Source organism: Methylobacterium persicinum (assembly GCF_022179525.1).
Lineage (GTDB): Bacteria > Pseudomonadota > Alphaproteobacteria > Rhizobiales > Beijerinckiaceae > Methylobacterium > Methylobacterium persicinum.
Genome location: NZ_BPQX01000012.1, coordinates 83,603 through 102,242, shown reverse-complemented (window position 1 = coordinate 102,242; position 18,640 = coordinate 83,603). Strand labels below are relative to the sequence as shown.

The following is an 18,640-nucleotide window of genomic DNA, read 5'->3' as shown; positions in this document are numbered from 1 at the left end:
CCCGCGCCCGGCTTTTCAGCCGGACGCCGAGCCCCGGACGGAGGGGTGGCCGAGTGGTTGAAGGCGCACGCCTGGAAAGTGTGTATACGGGAAACCGTATCGCGGGTTCGAATCCCGCTCCCTCCGCCACTTCAGTCCCTGAGTGGGCACTGCGCTTACGCCGCCGCCCGACACCAGCGCCTGAAGCAGCTGGGTCTTCGATCCCATGATCCGAACCTCGCCGTCCGCGACCTCGACACGCTGGGCTAGCGCGCGCAGGTGGTCGCGGCGGTAGCCGCCGCCTTCGAGGCGGATGCGCTGGCGGGCTGTCTTGGCGAAGGTGCGGACCATTTGCGGGGTGACGGCCTTGGAGCCGGAGCTGTCGAGCATGGCCTGGGCGCGCTCGGCGTCGGCCTTGGCCTGATCGCGGATGGCCTTGAGGCCGTCGATGCGGTCCTTGAGCGCCGGATCGTCGATGTCGGCCACGCCCGCCTCAATGGCATCGTAGAGGCGTTTCAGGCGCAGTTCCGATTCGGTAGCACGCTTGTTCAGTTCGGCGATGTGCTCGCGGCGGCGCTGGGATTGCTCCTGCCTGCGGTCGAGAACACTGGCGAGGATGGCTTCCAACCGCTCGGGCTGGAGAAGCTGGCTTTCAAGGTGATCGGCGACAAGATTGTCCAGCTTGTCCATCGGCACAGCCATGCCCTCGCAGGCGGTCGGTCCCTGCCGCGCCTTCATGGAGCAGGCATAGTAACGATAACGCCCGCCCTTGCCGGTGCGGATGGTCATGGCGCCGCCGCACTTGGCGCAGTGGATCAGGCCGGTGAGCATGGTCGGGCCGCTGATAACGGCGGAAGGGATGAGCTTGGGGTTGCGGGCCTTCAAGAGCGCCTGCACGGTGTCGAACGTCTCGCGGTCGATGATCGGCGGCACCGGAACCGTGACGATCTCGCTGACGGGTTTCAGTTCCTTGGTCTTGCTGCGCTTGTTGAACTCATGCTCGCCCATATAGGTGCGACGGGTCAGGATGCGGTGAACCTGACCGATGCCCCAGCGCCCGCCGTCGCGGGTGAAGATGCGGCGGCTGTTGAGATAGGAGACGATGTTCTTGACGCCCATCTGGCCGGTGGTGCCGTCACCTTCCAGCGCAAGCCGATAGATCAGCCGTACCGTGTCGGCGTGCAGCGGATCGATTTCGAGCTTCTTCTTGACCTTGGCCCCGCGCTGCTCGGCGGCGACAACCCGGTAGCCGATAGGTGGGAGCGCGCCGTTCCAGAAGCCTTGCCGGGCGTTCTCCTTTAAGGCGCGCATGACGTGCTTGGCGTTTTCCTTCGACTGGTATTCATCGAACAAAGCCATGATCTGGCGCATCATGACGTGCATGGGGTCGTCCCCCATTTCCTGAGTGATCGAAACCAGCTTGACGCCGTTCTTCGCCAGCTTGCGGACATAGAACTCCAGTTCGAAGTGATCGCGGAAGAAGCGGCTGAACGAATGGACTACGACGACATCGAATGGCGCGGGCTTGCTGGTCCCCGCCTCGATCATGCGCTGGAACTCGGGGCGGCGGTCGTTGGTGGCGGATGCGCCTGGCTCCACATAGGTTTCGACAAGCTGATAGCCGCGTGAGGCGCAGTAGGCTTCGCCCTGCCGCTTCTGGTCGGGGATGGAAACGTCATGCTCGGCCTGCCGCGCCGTCGAAACCCGAAGATAAAGGGCGGCACGCAGAGGGATTGTGGAAGCGGTCATGCCGGGCCTCCTTGTGCAGCCGCCTCGTCAGGCGACAACACGGCGACGCCGAACGGAAGGAAATGCTTCGTGTTTCGGGTGACGATGACGAGTTCATGCGCTGCGGCGATACCGGCAATCACGGCATCGGCCATTCCGGGGTCGTGACCGGCCGCAAGCGCCTTCGCCTCCAGCCGCCCGCCGATTGCGGCGGCCTGCGCGTCGAAGCCAATGATCTTGTCATCGTATGTGGAGACGAGACCACTGAGCCATGCTTGCAGGCTCGCGGCTTTCGTCGTCGCCCCCTTGTGGTCGAGGAGCGCGATTCCCTTCTCGATCTCGTGGATAGAAACGACCGACAGAAATAGCCGACCATCGGCGTCCATACGGTCCAGCCAGGTGAGGAAGTCAGTGGATGCTTCCGCCTTCGACGGCGCGAGCATGGAGACGACGTTGGTGTCGAGAAGGAAGCCGCTCAAAGCTCGACATCCCGCGATGGTTTGCGGTTGCGCGGGAACTCTCCGCCTGGGAACGTCCTGAGATAACTGACAAGGCCCGCCCGTTTACGTTCGAGCGCTTTGCGCGCGATCTCCGCCGCCTCAACCGAGACCAGGGCCGCAACGGGTTTGCCATGACGGGTGATGGTCACGATTTCTCCTTTGACGGCTTCATCGACCAGGCTCGAAAATCCAGCCTTGGCGTCTCTGAGGTTGATGGTCAGCATGTTGCGCCCTCACATATGTAGACACTTGTGACTACAAGTAGTCTGTCGGAGGGCAGATTTCAACGTCGATTTCGACGCCTGAAGCATCAGCCGCCGGAACAGAATAGTTCATCGAACAGGTCGCCGAACCATTGCTCGAACACCTCGATCTCAGCCTCTGTGACCGGAACGGGGCGCGGCCAATCGTCGGTGACGGTCCAGATGGACAGGTCGTGTTTGGGCGGTCGGCCCATGGGAACATGGTATCCCAGCAGCGCCTCAAGCTGCTCCGACGCTGTGGGCGGCCTGACGCGCCGGGCGCGGGAGCGCGCTCCGCGATCAGACGCCATCGCGGCCGCGCCCGCTTCCGGGCCGCCACGCCACGGGGTTGGCGACCCAACGGTCGATGTCGGATTCCCGCCAGCCCGCGCCGTTGATGCTGATCTTGATCTGGGGCGGGAACGTACCCTCGGCGATCTTGCGGTAGATGGTGGACCGGGACAGGCCGGTGCGGTCGCGGACGGTGTTCATGCGGATGATACGATCTGGCTGGCGCATGGCTGGGCTGCCTCCTGCTGGCTTTTCGTGGGACTGCCAGGAGAGGCAAAGGCAAGGGTTTATTGTTGTGCAATAGGGATTTAGCCGTCGTAGGGCCGTGGCGCAGAGGGGGCGGTAAATAGGACGGTTTACAGCCCGAGACCCCGGCCCCGGCCAAGCCCGAACGTGAGGGTGAGGTCACGGGCGACGCCCATTCCCGAATCGAATGAGATGCCGAGTTCGCGTTTGCGGTTGGCGAGCAGGGATTCCATCTGCGGGTCGCGTTCGAGGCTCTGCGCCATGTTCCCCATCGCCGCCCGCGCCGCCCTGTGACCTGCATAGTCGCCCGCCGCATAGCGTTGGTCGCTGGCCCGGTGGAGTTTCTGCCAGCGCTCCACGAAACGGTCGGCTCGCAGGCCGGGATCGGTGCGCAACTCGGTTTCCAGTTGCAGGGCGTGGATCGCGCGCCGGGCGTCACCTGACGCCGCCTCCGCCGCAAGCTGCGGGTTTTTCTTGTAGGCCGCTTCGGCGTCATGCGAGCCGTGGGGGCGCACCTCCTCGAACCGCTGGCGCGCCTCCTGCAATTCCCTGACCTGATCAGGTCTGGCCTCGCCGCCCTGATCCTGCGCCGCGAAGATCGCATCGACGGCGCGGGCATGACGGACGAGCGCCCGCCCACGCGCCCGGCGTAACGCCGCCTCCGGGTCTTCCTCCACCTTCCTTTCCGGCCCCTGTCCGTCTGCGGCGGGCAGGCGCAAGTCGTCGAAGATGCCGCGCACCTTCTCGGGAACTCGGCGGGCGATCTCCACAACACGCTCGACGTGCTCGCGGAAGGTGATGCCGCGCCGCTCGGCGTAATCCTGGGCCGGGTCGATCCGCTGGTAATCCGCTGCCATGTCCTTGGCGCGGTCGCGCGACAGGGTGTTGATAAGCCGGTCCCGGCTGGCGAAGTCGTCGTGGCCGTAATGCAGGTCCATGCCGTCGCGGTGTCTTGACAGGGCGACATAGCTGCCATGGCGGTCCATGCCGGGCGTCGCCAGCACATGGGCGCGGTCCACGGTCATGCCCTGCGCCTTGTGGATCGTGGCGGCATAGCCGTGGTCGATCTTGTTGTAGCCCTTCAGGTCGAACGTGACATTGCGCCCATCGTCGGCGCGGACGGTCATGCTCTGCCCGCTGACCTGCTCAATGGTGCCGAGCGTGCCGTTCTTCACGCCAAGGCTGCGCTCGTTTTGCAGGAACATAATGCGGTCGCCGGTGGCGAAATTCCGCACGCCGCGTTCGGCGGCGATATGCACATCCGCGCCAAGCTCGCCTGCATCGCGCACCCGTTCGCGGGCCGCCTCGTTCAATTCCCGCACGTCAGCATTGGTGTGGGTGAGGATGATACGGGTTGCGTCTGGGCTGGCCTGCCGGTCACGGTCCCAGCGGTCGATCAGGTCACGCCGCGCTTCTTCCCGCGTTCCAGCCTCATGCACCATGTCGCGGGCGCGGTAGGCGTTCAGGGCTTCGCCCGTCCGGCCGCTGGCGAGGTCGCGGGTCGCCTCACGCTGCCAGTCCTCATGCTGGCGGCGAACCTCGCTGATCTCCGCGCCGCCGTGGCGTTCGTGGATCGAGCGGAACGCCGCGCCCGCCTCGATGGATTGAAGCTGTTCCGGATCGCCGACCAGCACCACCTTCGCGCCGGCCTCGGCGGCATGGGACAGCACGCGCTCCAACTGCCGCGTGCCGACCATCCCGGCCTCGTCGATGACAAGCACGTCGCGGCTGGTGAGCATGTCGCGGCCCTGCGACCAGCGATGCTCCAGGCTGGCGATGGTGCGCGAGGCGATGCCCGATCCGCCTTCCAGACTCTCGGCGGCGATGCCGGAGAGCGCCGCGCCGCGAACCTCATAGCCCGCCGCTTCCCAGGCTTCGCGCGCCACACCCAGCATCGCGCTCTTCCCCGTCCCGGCATAGCCGACGACAATCCCAAGGTCGCGCCCGTCCGTGACATGCGCCAGCGCCTCGGTCTGCTCGCCGGAAAGGGTCAGCCCGCGATCCGCCGCGCGCGCCAACGCGGCTTCTCGGCCCCTGTCATTCACCTCATGGCGTTCGCGCTCGGCCATCATCGCGGTGGCGCGATGCAGGCGCTGTTCGGCCTCGATCATGCCGCGGCTGGTGAAGCGGTCCTGCCCAACATCGTCCTTGCCGAGTTCGACAAGATCGGGCGCGCCGCGCATCGCGCCCATGACCTCGTTGAACTGGTCGATGCCATCGCTGTGCCGGTGCGCGAACATCGCCATGTCGCGCCGTGTAAAGGTCGATTGCTGCTGGGTGATCGCGTCCAGGGCGATGTTCGGGTTCTGGATGATGCGCGCGCCGTTCTCGCGGGCGATGCGCCGGTGATCCTCGGCGCGGTCGGCCTCGATCCCGGTAGCCTCGATGCGCTGCGCCGGTGCGCCGATCTTGGTCTGCGGCTCAAGACCGATGCCCTGCGCCTCAAGGCTGCGGTGGTCGATCCGCGCGTCGATGTCGAGTTCGGCAAGACGCTCGTTGACGTGATCGGCCCAGCGTTCGCGCCAACGTTCGACCAGCTCGGTGCGGTTCCACTCCCGCACCTTCTGGCCGAACCCGTTGTCGTCCACGCTGCGCATGGTCAGCATGACATGGGCATGGGGTTTCGGCATTCCGTCTTCGCCGATATCCCAATGCACGTTCACATCGGCGATCATGCCCTGATCGACAAATTCGGCTTGGGCAAAATCGCGGGCCAGTTCGACGCCTTGGCGCTCCGTCATCTCACGCGGAAGGGCGAACTCCACCTCGCGGCAAAGCTGGGCGTCCTTCCTTTTCTCGAACGCCTCGACATCGTTCCAAAGCTTTTCGCGGTCGTTCCATTCCTCCGGTGCGTTCTCCGGCAGCATGACCTCGGAATGGACGACGCCGCGCTTGGCGGAAAAGTCCTGATCGCGGCCCAGCCGGTCGTCGCGCAACCGCGAGGCCGAGCGGTAGGCGGCGGCAGCCACCACGCTGCGGCCCGCCGCGCGTCCGATGACCTGAACGGAGAAATGGTAGATCGCCATGGCGACCGACCAGATACTGCTCCCAAGCGCACGTCGGAACGACGTATAAGCGCACCCTCGAAATGAATTTCTCGGGACGGTCCGCGCCGTTCCAGGCCGTCCCGGCAACCTTACAGCATTCCGGCCGACACGAAACTATCATCGCTCCATCCATTGCTTATGGAGACGACGATGCGGAAACCACGGGACTATGGCGCTGAACTGAAGGCGCTGGAGGACAAGGCGCGGGAACTTAAAACGCGCAAGGTGCAGCAACTCGGCGAACTGGTGATCTTGACCGGAGCCGACGCGCTCACCGTCGACGAACTGGCGGGCGCGCTGATCGTGCTGGCCGAAACCAAGGACGCCGGAAAGAGGGAGGCGTGGGCCAAGCGCGGGGCCGCGTTCTTTCAAAGCCGGGCGCGGCGATCTGCATCGGCATCTGACCGCGACGCGGGCGGCGCTCAACCGCAACCGGACGGTGCGCAACCGGCATCAGGCAGCACGAGCGCGGCATGATATGCGAACCTGGCAGGTCGAACGCCGCCAACGCACGCGGCATCTGATCGAACTCGGCGGTCTCGTCGTCAAAGCCGGGATCGTGGACCTGACCTGCGATGATCGCGCCATCATCTACGGCGCCCTGCTCTGGGCGGCCGACAAGCTCCAAAGCGATGAACGCGACAAGGCGTTGGCGCTCTGGGCCGACAAGGGAAAGCAGGCGTTCGAGCATGAAGCTACGGCATGAATCCCATCACCGCGCAGGATCGGCATGGCAGGGTATGACCGATGGCGGGCGGCGCGGAGACATCACATATCGCAGCGCCACCCGTCATCGCGCGGCAACGCCGCGCAACGGCGACGCACATCACGGGCTCGAGGTTTCGCGCACCTCGCGCAAGGCCCGGCTGAAGAGGTGATTGAAGATGCGATCGCAATTTCCGCATTGGTCATGATGATGCTTTGAAGGCTGCTGTCGCGCTGGTATTGCTTGATGGCCACCGACGGGCCGTGTCAGGCGGCAGAGCGATCGTGCGAAGGTGGCTCCCGCTGCAATCCGTCCAGATGGCGCAGGATGTTGCGAGCGGCGGCGAGGGCGATGTCCCGCCGCACGCTGTCGACCGCCGAGCCAATGTGGGGGGTCAGAACCGTGCGGGCATGAGAGAGCAGTCGCGGCTCGACGCCGGCGGGCCGATCAGGCCGGGCCCAGTCCTCCGTCTCGAACACGTCGGCCGCATACCCGCCGAGATGGTTCGCCTCTAGGGCGTTGGCGACCGCCGCCTCGTCCACCAGCGATCCGCGGGCGGGGTTGATGAGGAGCGCGCCCGGCTTCATGGCCGCGATCGCCGCCGCATCGATCAGGTGGCGCGACTCCGCGTTCAATGGCAGCGCCAACACCAGATAGTCACTGCGTGCCAGCAACTCTGCCAGATCGCGCCGCAGGAGCCCCTGCGCATCCTCCGCGGCGGGAGAAAGCGGGTGCGCGTCGCAATAGGAGATGCGGCAGCGGAATGGCCGCACGCGGTGGGCGATGGCCTGGCCCACGGCACCCATGCCCACGATGCCCACCTCCGCCCCATCGAGCCCCATGCCGTAGAGTACCGGCCGCCAGCCGGCGAACGGGTGCTGGCGGATCAGCCGGTCGCCGGCGAGCAGATTGCGGCCGAGGGCGATCATGAGGCCGACGGCGAGTTCTGCGGTGGGCGCGGTGAGCAGGTCGGGCACGATGGTCACGTCGACGCCGCGCGCCCGGCACGCCTCCATGTCGAAATTGTCTGCTCCCTTCAGGGCGCAGGCGACGACCTTCAGATCCGGGCAGGCTTCGAGGAAGGCGCCATCCACGTGGTCCGTCATGAAGGCCAGGATGGCGTCGGCGTCGCGCGCGCGGCGCAGGAGTTCCGCGCGCGGCCACGGCTCGCGGGTGGTGTTGGCCTCTACCGCACCGCGGGTGGAAAGCAGATCTAGCACCTCGGGGTGGACCCAGTTGGTGACGAGGGTCTTGCGAGCCATGGATGTCTCTTGCGGCAGGAGTGGGATCAAGCGGAGGCGAGGCAGAAGGTGGCGAAGCGCCGGGCCATGGAGGATTGCGGGCTTTCGCGGCCGAGGCCGATGAACAAGGTCTTGAAGATGTCGGCCTCCTCCAGTTCCAGCATGGTGAGCGTGCCGGCCTTCACCTCCTCGGCCACGGAATAGGCGAACACCACGGAAAGGCCGAGCCCGGTCTTGACCGCCTCCTTCACGGCGGCGGTGCTGCCGAGTTGGCGTGCCACGCGCAGGCGCCCAGCATCGGGCCCGAACATGCCGGCGAGCGCCCGGCCGGTGCCGGTGCCGGGCTCGCCGCCGATGATGGGATGGTCGAGCAGTGCCTGGCGCGGAATGCAGCGCTCCTTCGCGAGCGGATGGTCGGGGCCGGCAATCACCACCAACTTCTCTCGGCGCCAGCCCTGCCATTCCACGGCCGGGTGGTCCTCGCTCCATTCGGTGAGAGCGATGTCCGCCTCGCCGGCGATGAGGGCGTCCACCGCATGGCGGTTGGTGGTGATGACGAGGTCCACCGTGCCGGGCCGATCCAGGTCGCGCTCGAACACGGCGATGAGGCGCGGCGCAAGATAGACTCCTACGTTGCCGCTGGCATGCACCACCAGGCGGCGATCGGAGACGACGGCGCGGGCACGGTCGGCGCTGGCTATGAGGGAGCGGGCCTTCGGCAGGAACAACTCGCCGTCACGGGTGGGGACCGCGCGGCTGCGGTTGCGCACCACGAGGGGCACGCCGACGAACTCCTCGAGCTTGCGCAACTGCTGCGAGACGGCCGGCTGCGAGCAGGCAAGGCGCTCCGCTGCCGACTGGATGCCGCCCTCATCGATGACCGCCAGAAAGGTCTGAACCTGAGACAGATTCAGCATGCGCATGCCCCCGCCCTTGTGCGGCCACAGCCGCTCCATCCCTTGCACCGGAATGTATGCATTAAACGAATGTATGTTGCAACTTCATATTTAATTGGCATTTCCCGCACGTTGGTGAGCTCATTCATATTGTGTCGGAAACATATGGATAAAATCGCATCCGCGCGCCCTCTTCGCCGCCAGCGTCATCAAAATGAAATGCAATTGTTGTCTATTTTTCATTGAGATATGTAATCTATCTGCCGCCAAGAAGGCGCCCACGGAGTTGCATCGTGCGGCAGCCCCGCCGGCGGGCCGTCTCGGCGCGCACGCCATAAACCCATGAGGTCGACATGATCACGCGTCGTCGCTTCGGGGCGCTTGCCGCCTCCGCGCTCTCGCTTCCCCTCGTTTCCGGTGCCGCGCACGGCCAGCAGATGCGCGACGGCAAGCTCCACCTGCGCTTCGCCATCGCCCCCCTGCGGCCAACTCCCGCCATCACCATCAAGGAATTTGAACCGGTGTTCCGCTATCTGGCGGGCGAACTCGGCGCCACCTACGAGTTGGTCAGCCCGGAGAGCTGGGCTGCCATCTCGGTGGCCATGAGCAACGGCCACGTGGATGTGGGCTGGCTCGGCCCGTGGGGCTACGTGCTGGCCAACCAGCACGCCGGCACCGAGGTGATCGCCACCGCCAAGTATCGCGGCAAGCCGTTCTACCACGCCATCATCGAGGGGCGGCCGGATCTCCCCATCAAGGAGTTTCCAAAGGATGCCAGGGGCATGAAGCTGTCCCTAAGCGACCAGGGCAACACCTCCGGCTGGCTCATCCCCTACGCCTTCCTGGTGAAGAGCGGCATCGATCCGCGCGACTTCTTCCAACTGCGCGAGGGGGCCACCTTCGGCAACAACGTGTCCATGATCCAGCAGGGCCTCATCGACCTCGGTTCCGACATGGACCGCGGCCGCAACGGCATGATCGAGGCCGGCGAGATGGATCCGGCCAAGGTGGTCGTCTACTGGACCTCCCAGGAACTGCCCAATGACGCAATCTGTGTGCCCAAGGGCTTCGACCCGGCGTTGAAGACGAAGATCCGCGACATTCTCGTCTCCCTCCCGGAGGACAAGGCGCAGGCGCTCATGGGCAGCGGCTACAACGGCTTCGTGCCAGCCACCCATGCCGATTACGGCATCATAGAGGAAGCCGGCCGCGTCACCGGCAAGCTGAAGTCCTGATCCGCGCGGGCCGGTGCCTTCGGGCACCGGCCACGTCGCGCCCGGCATGAAGCCGGGCGTCCGTTTCATAGCGCGCCGAGCCAGGGGAGACCGTCCATGACCATCGCAAGCTTCGAGGAGACACGCTACGTCGAGCCGGCCCGGTCGCTACTAACGTGGCACAATCTGCGGCGGGGGCTCGTCTTCCTCGCCGTGACCCTGTTCCTCGGGATGTGCTTCGCGGCGGCGAAGGTGGACCTGGCGAAGCTCGTGGACGGGCTGCCGAAGATCGCCTCCTGGTTCCAGCAGATGTTTCCGCCGGACGTACGGGATATCGACCGGGTGCTGCGCGACGCATTCCAGACCCTCGCCATGGCCACGGTGGGCACCATCGGCGCCCTTCTCGTGTGCATCCCACTGGTGCCGCTTGCCGCGCGCAACACCACGCCGAATCTTCTGGTCTATCGTTTGGTGCGGGCGGTGTTCGGGGTGCTGCGCGGCACCGAGATCCTGGTATTCGCCCTCATCTTCGTGGCGGCGGTGGGGTTCGGCCCTTTCACTGGCGTGCTGGCCGTCATGTTCAACATGGTGGGCGCCCTCGGCAAGCTGCTCACTGAGGTGATCGAGCCGGCCGATCGCGGCCCGGTGGAGGCGTTGGAGCTCACCGGTGCCGGCCCGGTGCGCGCGTTCCGCTACGCCCTCCTGCCGGACGTGTGGCCGAACATCGTCGCCGTCACCCTCTACATCTGGGAGTTCAACGTGCGCGCCTCCACGGTGCTGGGCATCGTCGGTGCCGGCGGCATCGGCCAGACGCTGAAGGACTCCATCGACCTGCTCGACTTTCCTAAGTTGGCCACCGTGCTGGGCGTCATCCTCGCCATGGTGATCGCCATCGACACCCTGAGCGCCCACTTGCGCCGTCTCGTGCTGAGCCCCGAGACCGCCGCCACCCGCGCCGGCACGCCGACGCGCCTTTTCGAAGGCGAAAGCCGCGCCTGAGCGGCCCATGGGAGTTGACCGATGAAGAGCATCGCCCCTGCGCATCTGCCGCACGACCGTTCCCTGGGCGAGGAGGAGGGTGCCGCAATCGTCGTGCGCGACCTGAGCAAGGCGTTCGACGGTCGCGTGGTGCTGGATCGCGTCTCCTGCACCGTGCCTGCCGGCCAGTTCGTGGTGCTGCTCGGCCCCTCCGGGTGCGGCAAGTCCACCCTGTTCCGCTGCCTGACCCGCCTGGTGGAGCCGGATGCCGGAAGCGTCACCATCCGCGGCACCGAGGTGACTGCCCTGAAGCCCGCTGCCCTTGAGGCGCTGCGCCGGGAGGTGGGGTTCGTGTTTCAGCAGTTCAATCTGGTAAAGCGCTTCAGCGCCATCGACAACGTGCTGGCGGCCCGGCTCGCGACGACGCCCCTGTGGCGGGTGCTGCTGCGCCGCTTCCGCGCGCGGGACCGGCAATTGGCGCTCGCCTGCCTCGACAGCGTGGGCCTCATGGACCAAGCCTATCAGCGCGCGGAGCGTCTTTCCGGCGGGCAGCAGCAGCGGGTCGCCATCGCCCGCGCCTTCGCCCAGCAGGCGGAACTGATCCTCGCCGACGAGCCCATATCCAGCCTCGATCCGGAATCCTCCGAGAACGTGCTGCAGATCCTGCAGCGGGCGGCGCGGGAGCGCGGCTTCTCGGTGTTGTGCAGCCTGCATCAGGTGGATCTCGCCGTGCGCTACGCCGACCGCATCATCGCCCTGCGCCAGGGGCGCCTGTTCTTCGACGGCCCGGCGGCCGCCTTCACCCCCGGCCTGCGGGAGGACCTGTATCGTGCCGCCCGTTCCTGAGACCGCGACGCCCGCTGACACCGCAGAATGGGCCGCGATCGCCACCGTGCTTGCCCGCGGCGATGATCGCGGCCGGCTTCTGGAAATCCTGCTGGAGGTCCGCGACGCCAAGGGCGGGATCGGCATCTCTCAGGCCGGGCTTCTGGCGCTGGCCGAGCGCCTGCGCCTGTTCCCCTCCGAGGCATACGAGGTGGCCACCGCATTTCCGGCGGTGAACTACGCCGCCACCACGCCCTATGCCGCCGACGGCTGCGGCGATCTGGTGTGCGGCCTGCTGCACGGCGCGCTCGGCGCCGGAGTGTGCCGCAACCGTTGTGACGGGCCCCGCCCCGAACCCGTTCCGCGCTCCTTCGCGGCCTACCGGGCGGCAGGGGGCTACGGGCAGCTCGGCCGCATCATGGCCGATCCCGGCGCGGCGGCGCAGATGTTGGAGCGGCTGTCGGTGCACCAGGCGGTGGGGCGGGCGGGCGTCGGCTTCCCGGTGGCGGAGAAGTGGCGGCAGGTGATCGCTGCCGGCGGCACGCCGGTGGTCATCGTGAACGGCGACGAGGGCGAGCTTGCCATCTTCAAGGACCGCTTCATCCTGGAGAACGACCCGCACGGCGTGATCGAGGCGGCCCTGGTGGCCGCGCGGGTGATAGGCGCGGACCAGGTGTTCCTCTACGTGCGCGACGACTACGTCCCCATCCACGCCATCCTGCGTCAAGCGCTGATGGAGGTGGCGGGGGCCGGCCTCGCGGAGGGCCTCGCCCTGGAGCTGCGGCGCAGCGGTGGTGCTTTCATCTGCGGCGAGGAAACGGCGCTCATCGCGAGCCTCGAGGGACGCCCGGCCCGCCCTGTCGAGCGCCCGCCCTTTCCCACCGCCTGCGGCTATCTCGGCCGGCCCACCTTGCTGCACAACGTGGAGACCTTCTATCGCGTCACTGCAGCGTGGGGCGGCACGCTGGGCTCGCCTGCCTCGGCCCTCCTGGATCCCGAGGTTCGGCTGTTCAGCGTCTCGGGCCGGGTGTGCGCACCGGGGCCGAAGCCGATGCGCGGTCTGTTGCGCCTCGCCGACCTGGTGGAGATCGCCGGTGGAATGCAGGACGGCCATGCCCTCGGCGGCATGGTGATCGGCGGATCGGCGGGGGCGCTGGTGAGCGCCGCAGACTGCTACAGGCCGCTTGCCGATCTGCTGGACGAAGGGCTGCGCCTCGGCACGGGCGGGGCGATCGTGTTCGGCGCGACAGACGAGCCGCGCGCCATTGCCGCCCGCATGGCGGCCTATCTGGCACGGGAGAGCTGTGGCCAGTGTGGGCCCTGCCGCATCGGCACCGCGCACGCCTCGCGCGCCCTGGCTGCGCCGGGCCCGCTGGATCAGCATCTTCTCGAAGACCTCGCAGCGGTCATGGGCGAAGCCTCCCTGTGCGCGCTCGGGCGCAATGCGGGCCGCTTCCTCGGGCGGCTGTCCATCCCCGGCCGCGGTGTTAGCGCATGAGCCTCATCAACTTCACCATCGACGGCCAGCCCGTTGCCGCGCAGGACGGGCAGAGCCTGCTGCAGGCGGCCACCGCCGCCGGACTCGACCTACCTCACCTGTGCGCTTCTACGCGCGATGGCTTCGCGCCCATGGGCAGCTGTCGCACCTGCCTGGTGGAGGTGGAGGGCGAAGCCGAGTTGGTTCCTGCCTGCCGCCACAGGGTCCGGACCGGACTCGCCGTGCGCACCGACACGCCGCGCGCCGCGCGGGTGCGGCGGCTCGCGGTCAGCCTGCTCGCCTCCGAGATGAGCGCCGCGGCGAAGGCGCGCCACCCCGACACGCCGTTCCTCGATCTCGTCGCGCGCACCGGAGCCGATCCCGATCGCTTCGGCCACCGGGCGGCAGGCCGTCCCGCGGATGCCAGCCACCCCGCCATTGTCCTCGACCCGGAGGCGTGCATCCGCTGCGGCAAGTGCCGGGCGGGATGCCGTGACGTGCAGGTGAATGGGGTCATCGCCCTCGCCGGGCGAGGCGACGGCATCCACGTGACATTCGATGCCGGGATGGCCATGGGGGAGAGCAACTGCGCCTCCTGCGGGGAATGCGCCCAGCTCTGCCCCACCGGCGCGCTGGCGCCCAAGGCGCTGGAGCGGGCCGGTGGACGGACCGCGGTGACGGCCAAGGGCGAAACGGTCTGCCCCTTCTGCAGCGTCGGCTGCCGGGTCACCCTGCATATGGTCGACGACGAGGTGGCGTGGGCGGAAGGTGCCGACGGCCCGGCGAACCGCGGTCGGTTGTGTGTCAAGGGCCGCTTCGGCTTTTCCTACCTGAGGCATCCGGATCGCCTCACCGTGCCCCTGGTGCGCCGGGCGGATGCGCCCAAGGATCCGGCCCTCGCCCTGCGCGGCGCCGCGGTGCTGGACCTGTTCCGTCCCGTTGACTGGGACGAGGCGCTGGACACCGCCGCTCGTGGCTTCGCCCGGTTGCGCGCGGCGCACGGCCCCGGATCTCTGGCGGTGCTAGGGTCGGCAAAGGGTTCGAACGAAGATGCCTATCTCCTGCAGAAACTCGCACGCATGGGCTTGGGCACCCCCCATGTTGACCACTGCACACGCTTGTGCGCCTCGGTGCCGCCGCTGGCGGAGGCCACCGGCTTCGCCGCCGTGACCGCCCCCATCGAGGAGATCGCCTGCGCCGAGGTGGTGCTGATGGTGGGCAGCAACCCGGACAGCAACCATCCGGTGGCCGCCTCCTTCATGAAGAATGCCTTTCGGCGTGGGACGAAGCTCATCCTGGTGGATCCCGGCATTCAGGCCCTGTCGCGGTTCGCCACCCATCACCTCAGGACGGCCCCGGGGACGGATGTGGCCCTGCTCTCCGCCATGACGCGCGTGGTGATTGAGGAGGGGCTCCACGACCGGGATTTCGTCTCTGGGCGGCTGGAGGGCTTCGAGGCGCTGCGCGCGCGGGTCGCACCTTTCACGCCGGAGATGGCGGCCGGCCTCACGGGCGTTCCGGCGCAGGACATCGTGGCCGCCGCCCGCCTGTTCGCCGGGACGCGCGCGGCCATGACCTTCTGGGGCATGGGTGCCTCGCAGCACGCCTTCGGCGCGGACAACATCCGGGCCGTCATCGCCCTCGCTCTCGTGTGCGGGCAGGTGGGTCGTCCCGGCGCGGGCCTCCATCCCCTGCGCGGGCAGAACAACGTGCAGGGCTCCTGCGACGCCGGCCTGTTGCCCAACTATCTCCCCGGCTACCGGCCGCTTGCGCAGGCAGGTCACACGGTGGTGGAAATGTTCGATGCGGCCCGTCGAGGGGCGGTGCGCGGGCTCTATGTGGTGGGTGGCAACCCGGCCATGGCCAACCCGGACCTCGCCGTCACCCGCGCCGGGCTGGCCTGCCTGGAGCATCTGGTGGTGCAGGATATCTTCCCCACCGAGACCGCGGCCTTCGCCGATGTGATCCTGCCCGCAGCGGCGCTGGCGGAGCGGGCGGGTACCGTGACCAATACCGACCGACTGGTGCAACGCATCGCACCGGCGCTGCCCCTGCCCGGCGGCGCGCGACCGGACTGGCGCATCATTCGCGACATCGGCGCGCGCCTCGGCCTATCGTGGGCAAATCTGACTGTGGAGAGCCTGTTCGAGGACATGGCGCAGGAACTGCCCACCCTTGCCGGCTTCAGCTGGCGGATGATGGTCCAAGACGACCATGCGCGCTACCCCTTGCGCCCAGCCGGCGCCGGCGAGAGCCTGTTCGGCGATGATTTTCCCCGCGGGGCCAAGGCCGCCATCGTGCCTCTCGACGCGAGTGGTGCGGACGAGATGACGGACGCCGACTATCCCTTCATCCTGATGACCGGCCGCCTGCGCGAACACTGGCACACGGGCACCATGACCCGCCGCTCGCCGGTGCTGGAGGCCCTGAGCCCGGAGCCGCAGGCCCACATGCATCCTGACGACCTCGCCCGGCTGGGCGTGACCGTCGGAGGGGAAGTGGAGGTACGCACGCGCCGCGGGATGGTGCATCTCGCCGCTATGCCCGATCGGGCGGTGCGGCCGGGCGTCGTGTGGATGGCCATGTCCTTCTTCGAGGCGGCTGCGAACGAACTGACGGTGAACCGACTGGATCCCACCACCCGCGTGCCGGACTTCAAGTTCTGCGCGGCGGCGGTGGAGAAAAAAACATATACCTGACCACGATAGACTATAAGTTCCACGACACACTGCCGATCGCTGCCATATTAATGGCCAGATCTTCATATAATAATACTATATCTTATCGTTTATAATTGGCACCGAATTGGAAATTAATTGACCATCTTGCGCAATTCATGTGTAATCGGTTTGTGGAGTGCCACTGCGCCATATTAGGTTGTGTGGACGGATTTTGATGAGGATGAGGATGAGGATGAGGATGAGGATGAGGATGAAGCTGAAGGCGAGAGCGACGATGGCGGCGAAGCCGCATTCGGTCTTCTCGCAGCGCAGGGCGACGCGCTTGAAGCGCTTGAGCTTTCCGAAGCACTGCTCGATGCGGGCGCGCCCCCTGTAAAGCGCCTTCGGGAAGAAGGCTGGGCGCTCCTTCGCGTTGGATTTGAAAGGGATGGCGGACGCGATGCCGCGCGCCCGGGCGATGGCCCGGTTGGCCTTGGCGTCATAGCCCTTGTCGGCGAGCGCCGCGCGCGGCGTGACATCGGGACCCAGATCCAGCAGCAGCTTGAAGAGCGGACTGTCGCCGGCTTCCCCGCCGGTCAGGTGGAAGGCGATCGGCAGGCCGTCGAAGTCGCTCTTGAGGTGGATCTTGGTGGAGAAGCCGCCGCGCGAACGGCCGAGGGCTTGGCCGTCCTGCCCCCTTTTGCTCCGGCGGCGGAGACGTGGGCGCGCACCACGGTGGAATCGAACATCTGGACCAGATGGGCCGTGCGGCTCAGCGAGGCCAGGGTTTCGAAGTAAAGCTCGAACACGCCGGCCTGACGTAGCCGCCAGAACCGTTTCCAGACGCTATTCCACGCGCCGAACTCGGCAGGCAGTGCCCGCCAGGTGATGTTGTGCACAGTGAAATAGTGCATGGCTTCGAGGAACTTGCGATCGTCGCGACCCTTGTCGCCGCGCCGTGAACGGCAGGCGCGGAACACCTCCAGCGCCAGCGCCCAATCCTCGTCCGTCATCCGCGTCAGCATGGTCGATCTCGCCAAAAGCCGACCCGCTATGAATCACCGAAAGGGGCAGAAGGGAATCCCCTCTGCCTAAACCCACCGCAATCCGTCCACACGGCCTAGCGTGAGGTGTCGAGGCCTTACACCAATTGATTATAATATCGATCCGACCGCAACCCAATATATCCAGAGATAGTTTCTGAAAGTTGCTTAAATTTTCTGGACAAGCAGATTTTATGAACCGTAACCTAGACTAATTAGGTGACGAATTTTTCCATTGCCGCCATGCTCGATGGCTCTCCGAGCCAATGAGTGACAAAGGGATAGAGATACAATGCCTGACATGCTGGGCTGCGCTCGCTCTCCACCAGCGGCGAGCGACAGGCGATGCCATGTTACCGGCAGCCGCCGACCAGGGCTTTCACATCCCTGGCACCAGCACTCAAACTGAGCGATAGCTCAACAAAAAAGCACCCAAGAGAGCGATTGGCTGCACGTGTGCGCATCAAGATTCCTGCGCGACTGATGTGCCATGTCTGGCGCCGAAGGCAATCGTCGCGTCCCCTTTCTGCCATCATAGACCCTCCCACGCCCAAGTCGCGGGTGACCGGCAAGCTGACCTGAATTTCGAGCATTCGGTCCACTCCGTCACGGATGGCCGATCCTGTTTCCTATCAAGCGGTGAGTGGAATGCGCGTGAAAAGGCTTGTTCGATCAATCCCAACGGATCGCAGGGGCCGGCGGACATCTATCGCCTCGCTGCTGCGGCACACCGGCCTAGGGCTCGGACCCATAAAATAATTGGCCTTCGCAGCATGTTGTGATTCATCAGTCCGTGGAGGATCTGATGATGAGCGGAGACCGTTTCTGGCTCACGGATGCGCAGTTTGCGCGGCTTGAGCCGTATCTGCCCAGGGACACGCGCGGCAAGCCGCGTGTCGATGACCGGCGGGTGATCAGCGGCATCGTGCATGTCCTGAAATCGGGCGGCCGATGGATCGACGCGCCGCCCGAATATGGGCCGCGCAAGACGCTCTACAACCGCTTTGTCCGATGGGCTGCCAAGGGGATCTGGACAGACCTCTTCCATGCTCTCGCCAGCGCAGGAGGTCCTCCCGCCCAGGTGCTGATCGACAGTTCTGCGGTCAAAGCTCATCGCTCCGCTTCTGGTGGAAAAGGGGGGAGAGCAGTCAGGCGATCGGCCGCTCGCGGGGCGGGCGCACGACCAAAATCCATGCGCTGACAGACCGCCACTGCCGACCGGTCGCATTCCTGCTGACCGGCGGACAGGTCGCAGATTGCACCGCTGGAGCGGTTCTGCTGCGCCAGATGTCCAGTGCCCGCATCCTCCATGGTGACAAGGGCTACGATAGCGATGCGATCCGCCGACAGGTCGAGGGCATGGGCGCCATGCCGAACATTCCGCCCCGCTCCAACAGGCTCTGGAAGAACTGCTTCTCTCCCGTGCTCTACCGCGACCGAAACGCCATCGAGCGCATGTTCTGCCGCCTGAAAGACTTCCGGCGCATCGCCACACGATATGACCGCCTCGCCATCAACTTCCTTGCAGCAGTCAGCATCGCGGCAACCGTCAGCTACTGGTTATGAG

At 66.3% G+C, this 18,640-nt stretch carries 16 protein-coding genes, 1 tRNA gene and 2 pseudogenes; 9 read left to right on the top strand and 10 right to left on the bottom strand.

Annotated elements, in window-relative coordinates; genetic code table 11:
• Window positions 1–39 precede the first annotated feature (39 nt).
• Window positions 40–129: transfer RNA gene (locus MFF22_RS04315), tRNA-Ser, on the top strand.
• Here the strand turns inward: MFF22_RS04315 and MFF22_RS04310 are convergent.
• The 6 genes and pseudogenes from MFF22_RS04310 to traA form a co-directional block, all read right to left on the bottom strand.
• Window positions 100–1,728, bottom strand: a pseudogene (locus MFF22_RS04310) (recombinase family protein); the annotation flags it as partial. The gene MFF22_RS04315 and the pseudogene MFF22_RS04310 sit on opposite strands and share 30 nt — an antisense overlap.
• The gene (locus MFF22_RS04305) at window positions 1,725–2,186 is read right to left on the bottom strand and encodes a type II toxin-antitoxin system VapC family toxin (RefSeq protein ID WP_063112035.1); all 462 of its coding nucleotides are present in this window, start codon (window positions 2,184–2,186) and stop codon (window positions 1,725–1,727) included. The gene MFF22_RS04305 and the pseudogene MFF22_RS04310, both read right to left, overlap by 4 nt.
• On the bottom strand, window positions 2,183–2,431 hold the full coding sequence (locus tag MFF22_RS04300; RefSeq protein WP_082772848.1) for a type II toxin-antitoxin system Phd/YefM family antitoxin: 249 nt from the start codon (window positions 2,429–2,431) through the stop codon (window positions 2,183–2,185). Before MFF22_RS04300 ends, MFF22_RS04305 begins: the two co-directional genes overlap by 4 nt.
• Window positions 2,432–2,517: 86 nt before the next feature.
• Complete coding sequence (locus MFF22_RS04295; protein ID WP_229644492.1) at window positions 2,518–2,664, bottom strand: hypothetical protein; 147 nt, start codon at window positions 2,662–2,664, stop codon at window positions 2,518–2,520.
• Between the two features lie 85 nt (window positions 2,665–2,749).
• Window positions 2,750–2,968 carry a helix-turn-helix transcriptional regulator gene (locus tag MFF22_RS04290; RefSeq protein ID WP_063112037.1) on the bottom strand — a complete coding sequence of 73 codons (219 nt, stop codon included), beginning with the start codon at window positions 2,966–2,968 and terminating at the stop codon, window positions 2,750–2,752.
• Window positions 2,969–3,096: 128 nt separating this feature from the next.
• The gene (traA, locus tag MFF22_RS04285; RefSeq protein ID WP_063112038.1) at window positions 3,097–6,012 is read right to left on the bottom strand and encodes a Ti-type conjugative transfer relaxase TraA; all 2,916 of its coding nucleotides are present in this window, start codon (window positions 6,010–6,012) and stop codon (window positions 3,097–3,099) included.
• Window positions 6,013–6,183: 171 nt separating this feature from the next.
• Between traA and MFF22_RS04280 the strand changes: the two genes are divergently transcribed.
• Complete coding sequence (locus MFF22_RS04280) at window positions 6,184–6,510, top strand: conjugal transfer protein TraD (protein WP_197430434.1); 327 nt, start codon at window positions 6,184–6,186, stop codon at window positions 6,508–6,510.
• Between the two features lies 1 nt (window position 6,511).
• Entirely contained in the window at window positions 6,512–6,739 is a 228-nt protein-coding gene (locus tag MFF22_RS04275; protein ID WP_063112040.1) for a conjugal transfer protein TraD, read from the top strand.
• 266 nt (window positions 6,740–7,005) lie between these two features.
• Here the strand turns inward: MFF22_RS04275 and MFF22_RS04270 are convergent, their stop codons facing one another.
• On the bottom strand, window positions 7,006–8,001 hold the full coding sequence (locus tag MFF22_RS04270; RefSeq protein WP_063112041.1) for a phosphonate dehydrogenase: 996 nt from the start codon (window positions 7,999–8,001) through the stop codon (window positions 7,006–7,008).
• A gap of 26 nt (window positions 8,002–8,027) precedes the next feature.
• Window positions 8,028–8,897, bottom strand: coding sequence for a LysR family transcriptional regulator (locus MFF22_RS04265; RefSeq protein ID WP_238247690.1), 870 nt, complete (start codon window positions 8,895–8,897; stop codon window positions 8,028–8,030).
• Between the two features lie 332 nt (window positions 8,898–9,229).
• Between MFF22_RS04265 and MFF22_RS04260 the strand changes: the two genes are divergently transcribed.
• The 5 genes from MFF22_RS04260 (at window position 9,230) to MFF22_RS04240 (ending at window position 16,069) form a co-directional block, all read left to right on the top strand.
• A complete protein-coding gene (locus MFF22_RS04260; protein ID WP_082772847.1) occupies window positions 9,230–10,111 on the top strand; it encodes a phosphate/phosphite/phosphonate ABC transporter substrate-binding protein in 882 nt (293 codons plus the stop codon).
• 96 nt (window positions 10,112–10,207) lie between these two features.
• Window positions 10,208–11,089 (top strand): phosphonate ABC transporter, permease protein PhnE, encoded by an 882-nt coding sequence (gene phnE, locus MFF22_RS04255; protein ID WP_063112043.1) that lies wholly within the window; start codon window positions 10,208–10,210, stop codon window positions 11,087–11,089.
• Window positions 11,090–11,110: 21 nt separating this feature from the next.
• Complete coding sequence (gene phnC / locus MFF22_RS04250) at window positions 11,111–11,914, top strand: phosphonate ABC transporter ATP-binding protein (protein WP_082772846.1); 804 nt, start codon at window positions 11,111–11,113, stop codon at window positions 11,912–11,914.
• A complete protein-coding gene (locus MFF22_RS04245) occupies window positions 11,898–13,391 on the top strand; it encodes an NADH-ubiquinone oxidoreductase-F iron-sulfur binding region domain-containing protein (protein ID WP_063112044.1) in 1,494 nt (497 codons plus the stop codon). Before phnC ends, MFF22_RS04245 begins: the two co-directional genes overlap by 17 nt.
• The gene (locus MFF22_RS04240) at window positions 13,388–16,069 is read left to right on the top strand and encodes a molybdopterin-dependent oxidoreductase (RefSeq protein ID WP_063112045.1); all 2,682 of its coding nucleotides are present in this window, start codon (window positions 13,388–13,390) and stop codon (window positions 16,067–16,069) included. Before MFF22_RS04245 ends, MFF22_RS04240 begins: the two co-directional genes overlap by 4 nt.
• Before the next feature lie 135 nt (window positions 16,070–16,204).
• On the opposite strand, the gene MFF22_RS24810 is transcribed toward MFF22_RS04240, so the two are convergent.
• Together MFF22_RS24810 and MFF22_RS24805 are read right to left on the bottom strand one after the other, a co-directional pair.
• A complete protein-coding gene (locus MFF22_RS24810) occupies window positions 16,205–16,861 on the bottom strand; it encodes an IS5 family transposase (protein WP_373320178.1) in 657 nt (218 codons plus the stop codon).
• A pseudogene (locus tag MFF22_RS24805) lies at window positions 16,843–17,043 on the bottom strand (transposase); the annotation flags it as partial. The gene MFF22_RS24810 and the pseudogene MFF22_RS24805, both read right to left, overlap by 19 nt.
• 838 nt (window positions 17,044–17,881) lie before the next feature.
• Here MFF22_RS24805 and MFF22_RS04230 point away from each other — a divergent pair.
• Window positions 17,882–18,639 (top strand): IS5 family transposase gene (locus tag MFF22_RS04230; RefSeq protein ID WP_133866454.1). Its coding sequence is split into 2 segments (ribosomal slippage): window positions 17,882–18,218 and window positions 18,218–18,639, totalling 759 coding nucleotides; the frame shifts between segments, so codons are not numbered across the junction.
• Window position 18,640: the final 1 nt, after the last annotated feature.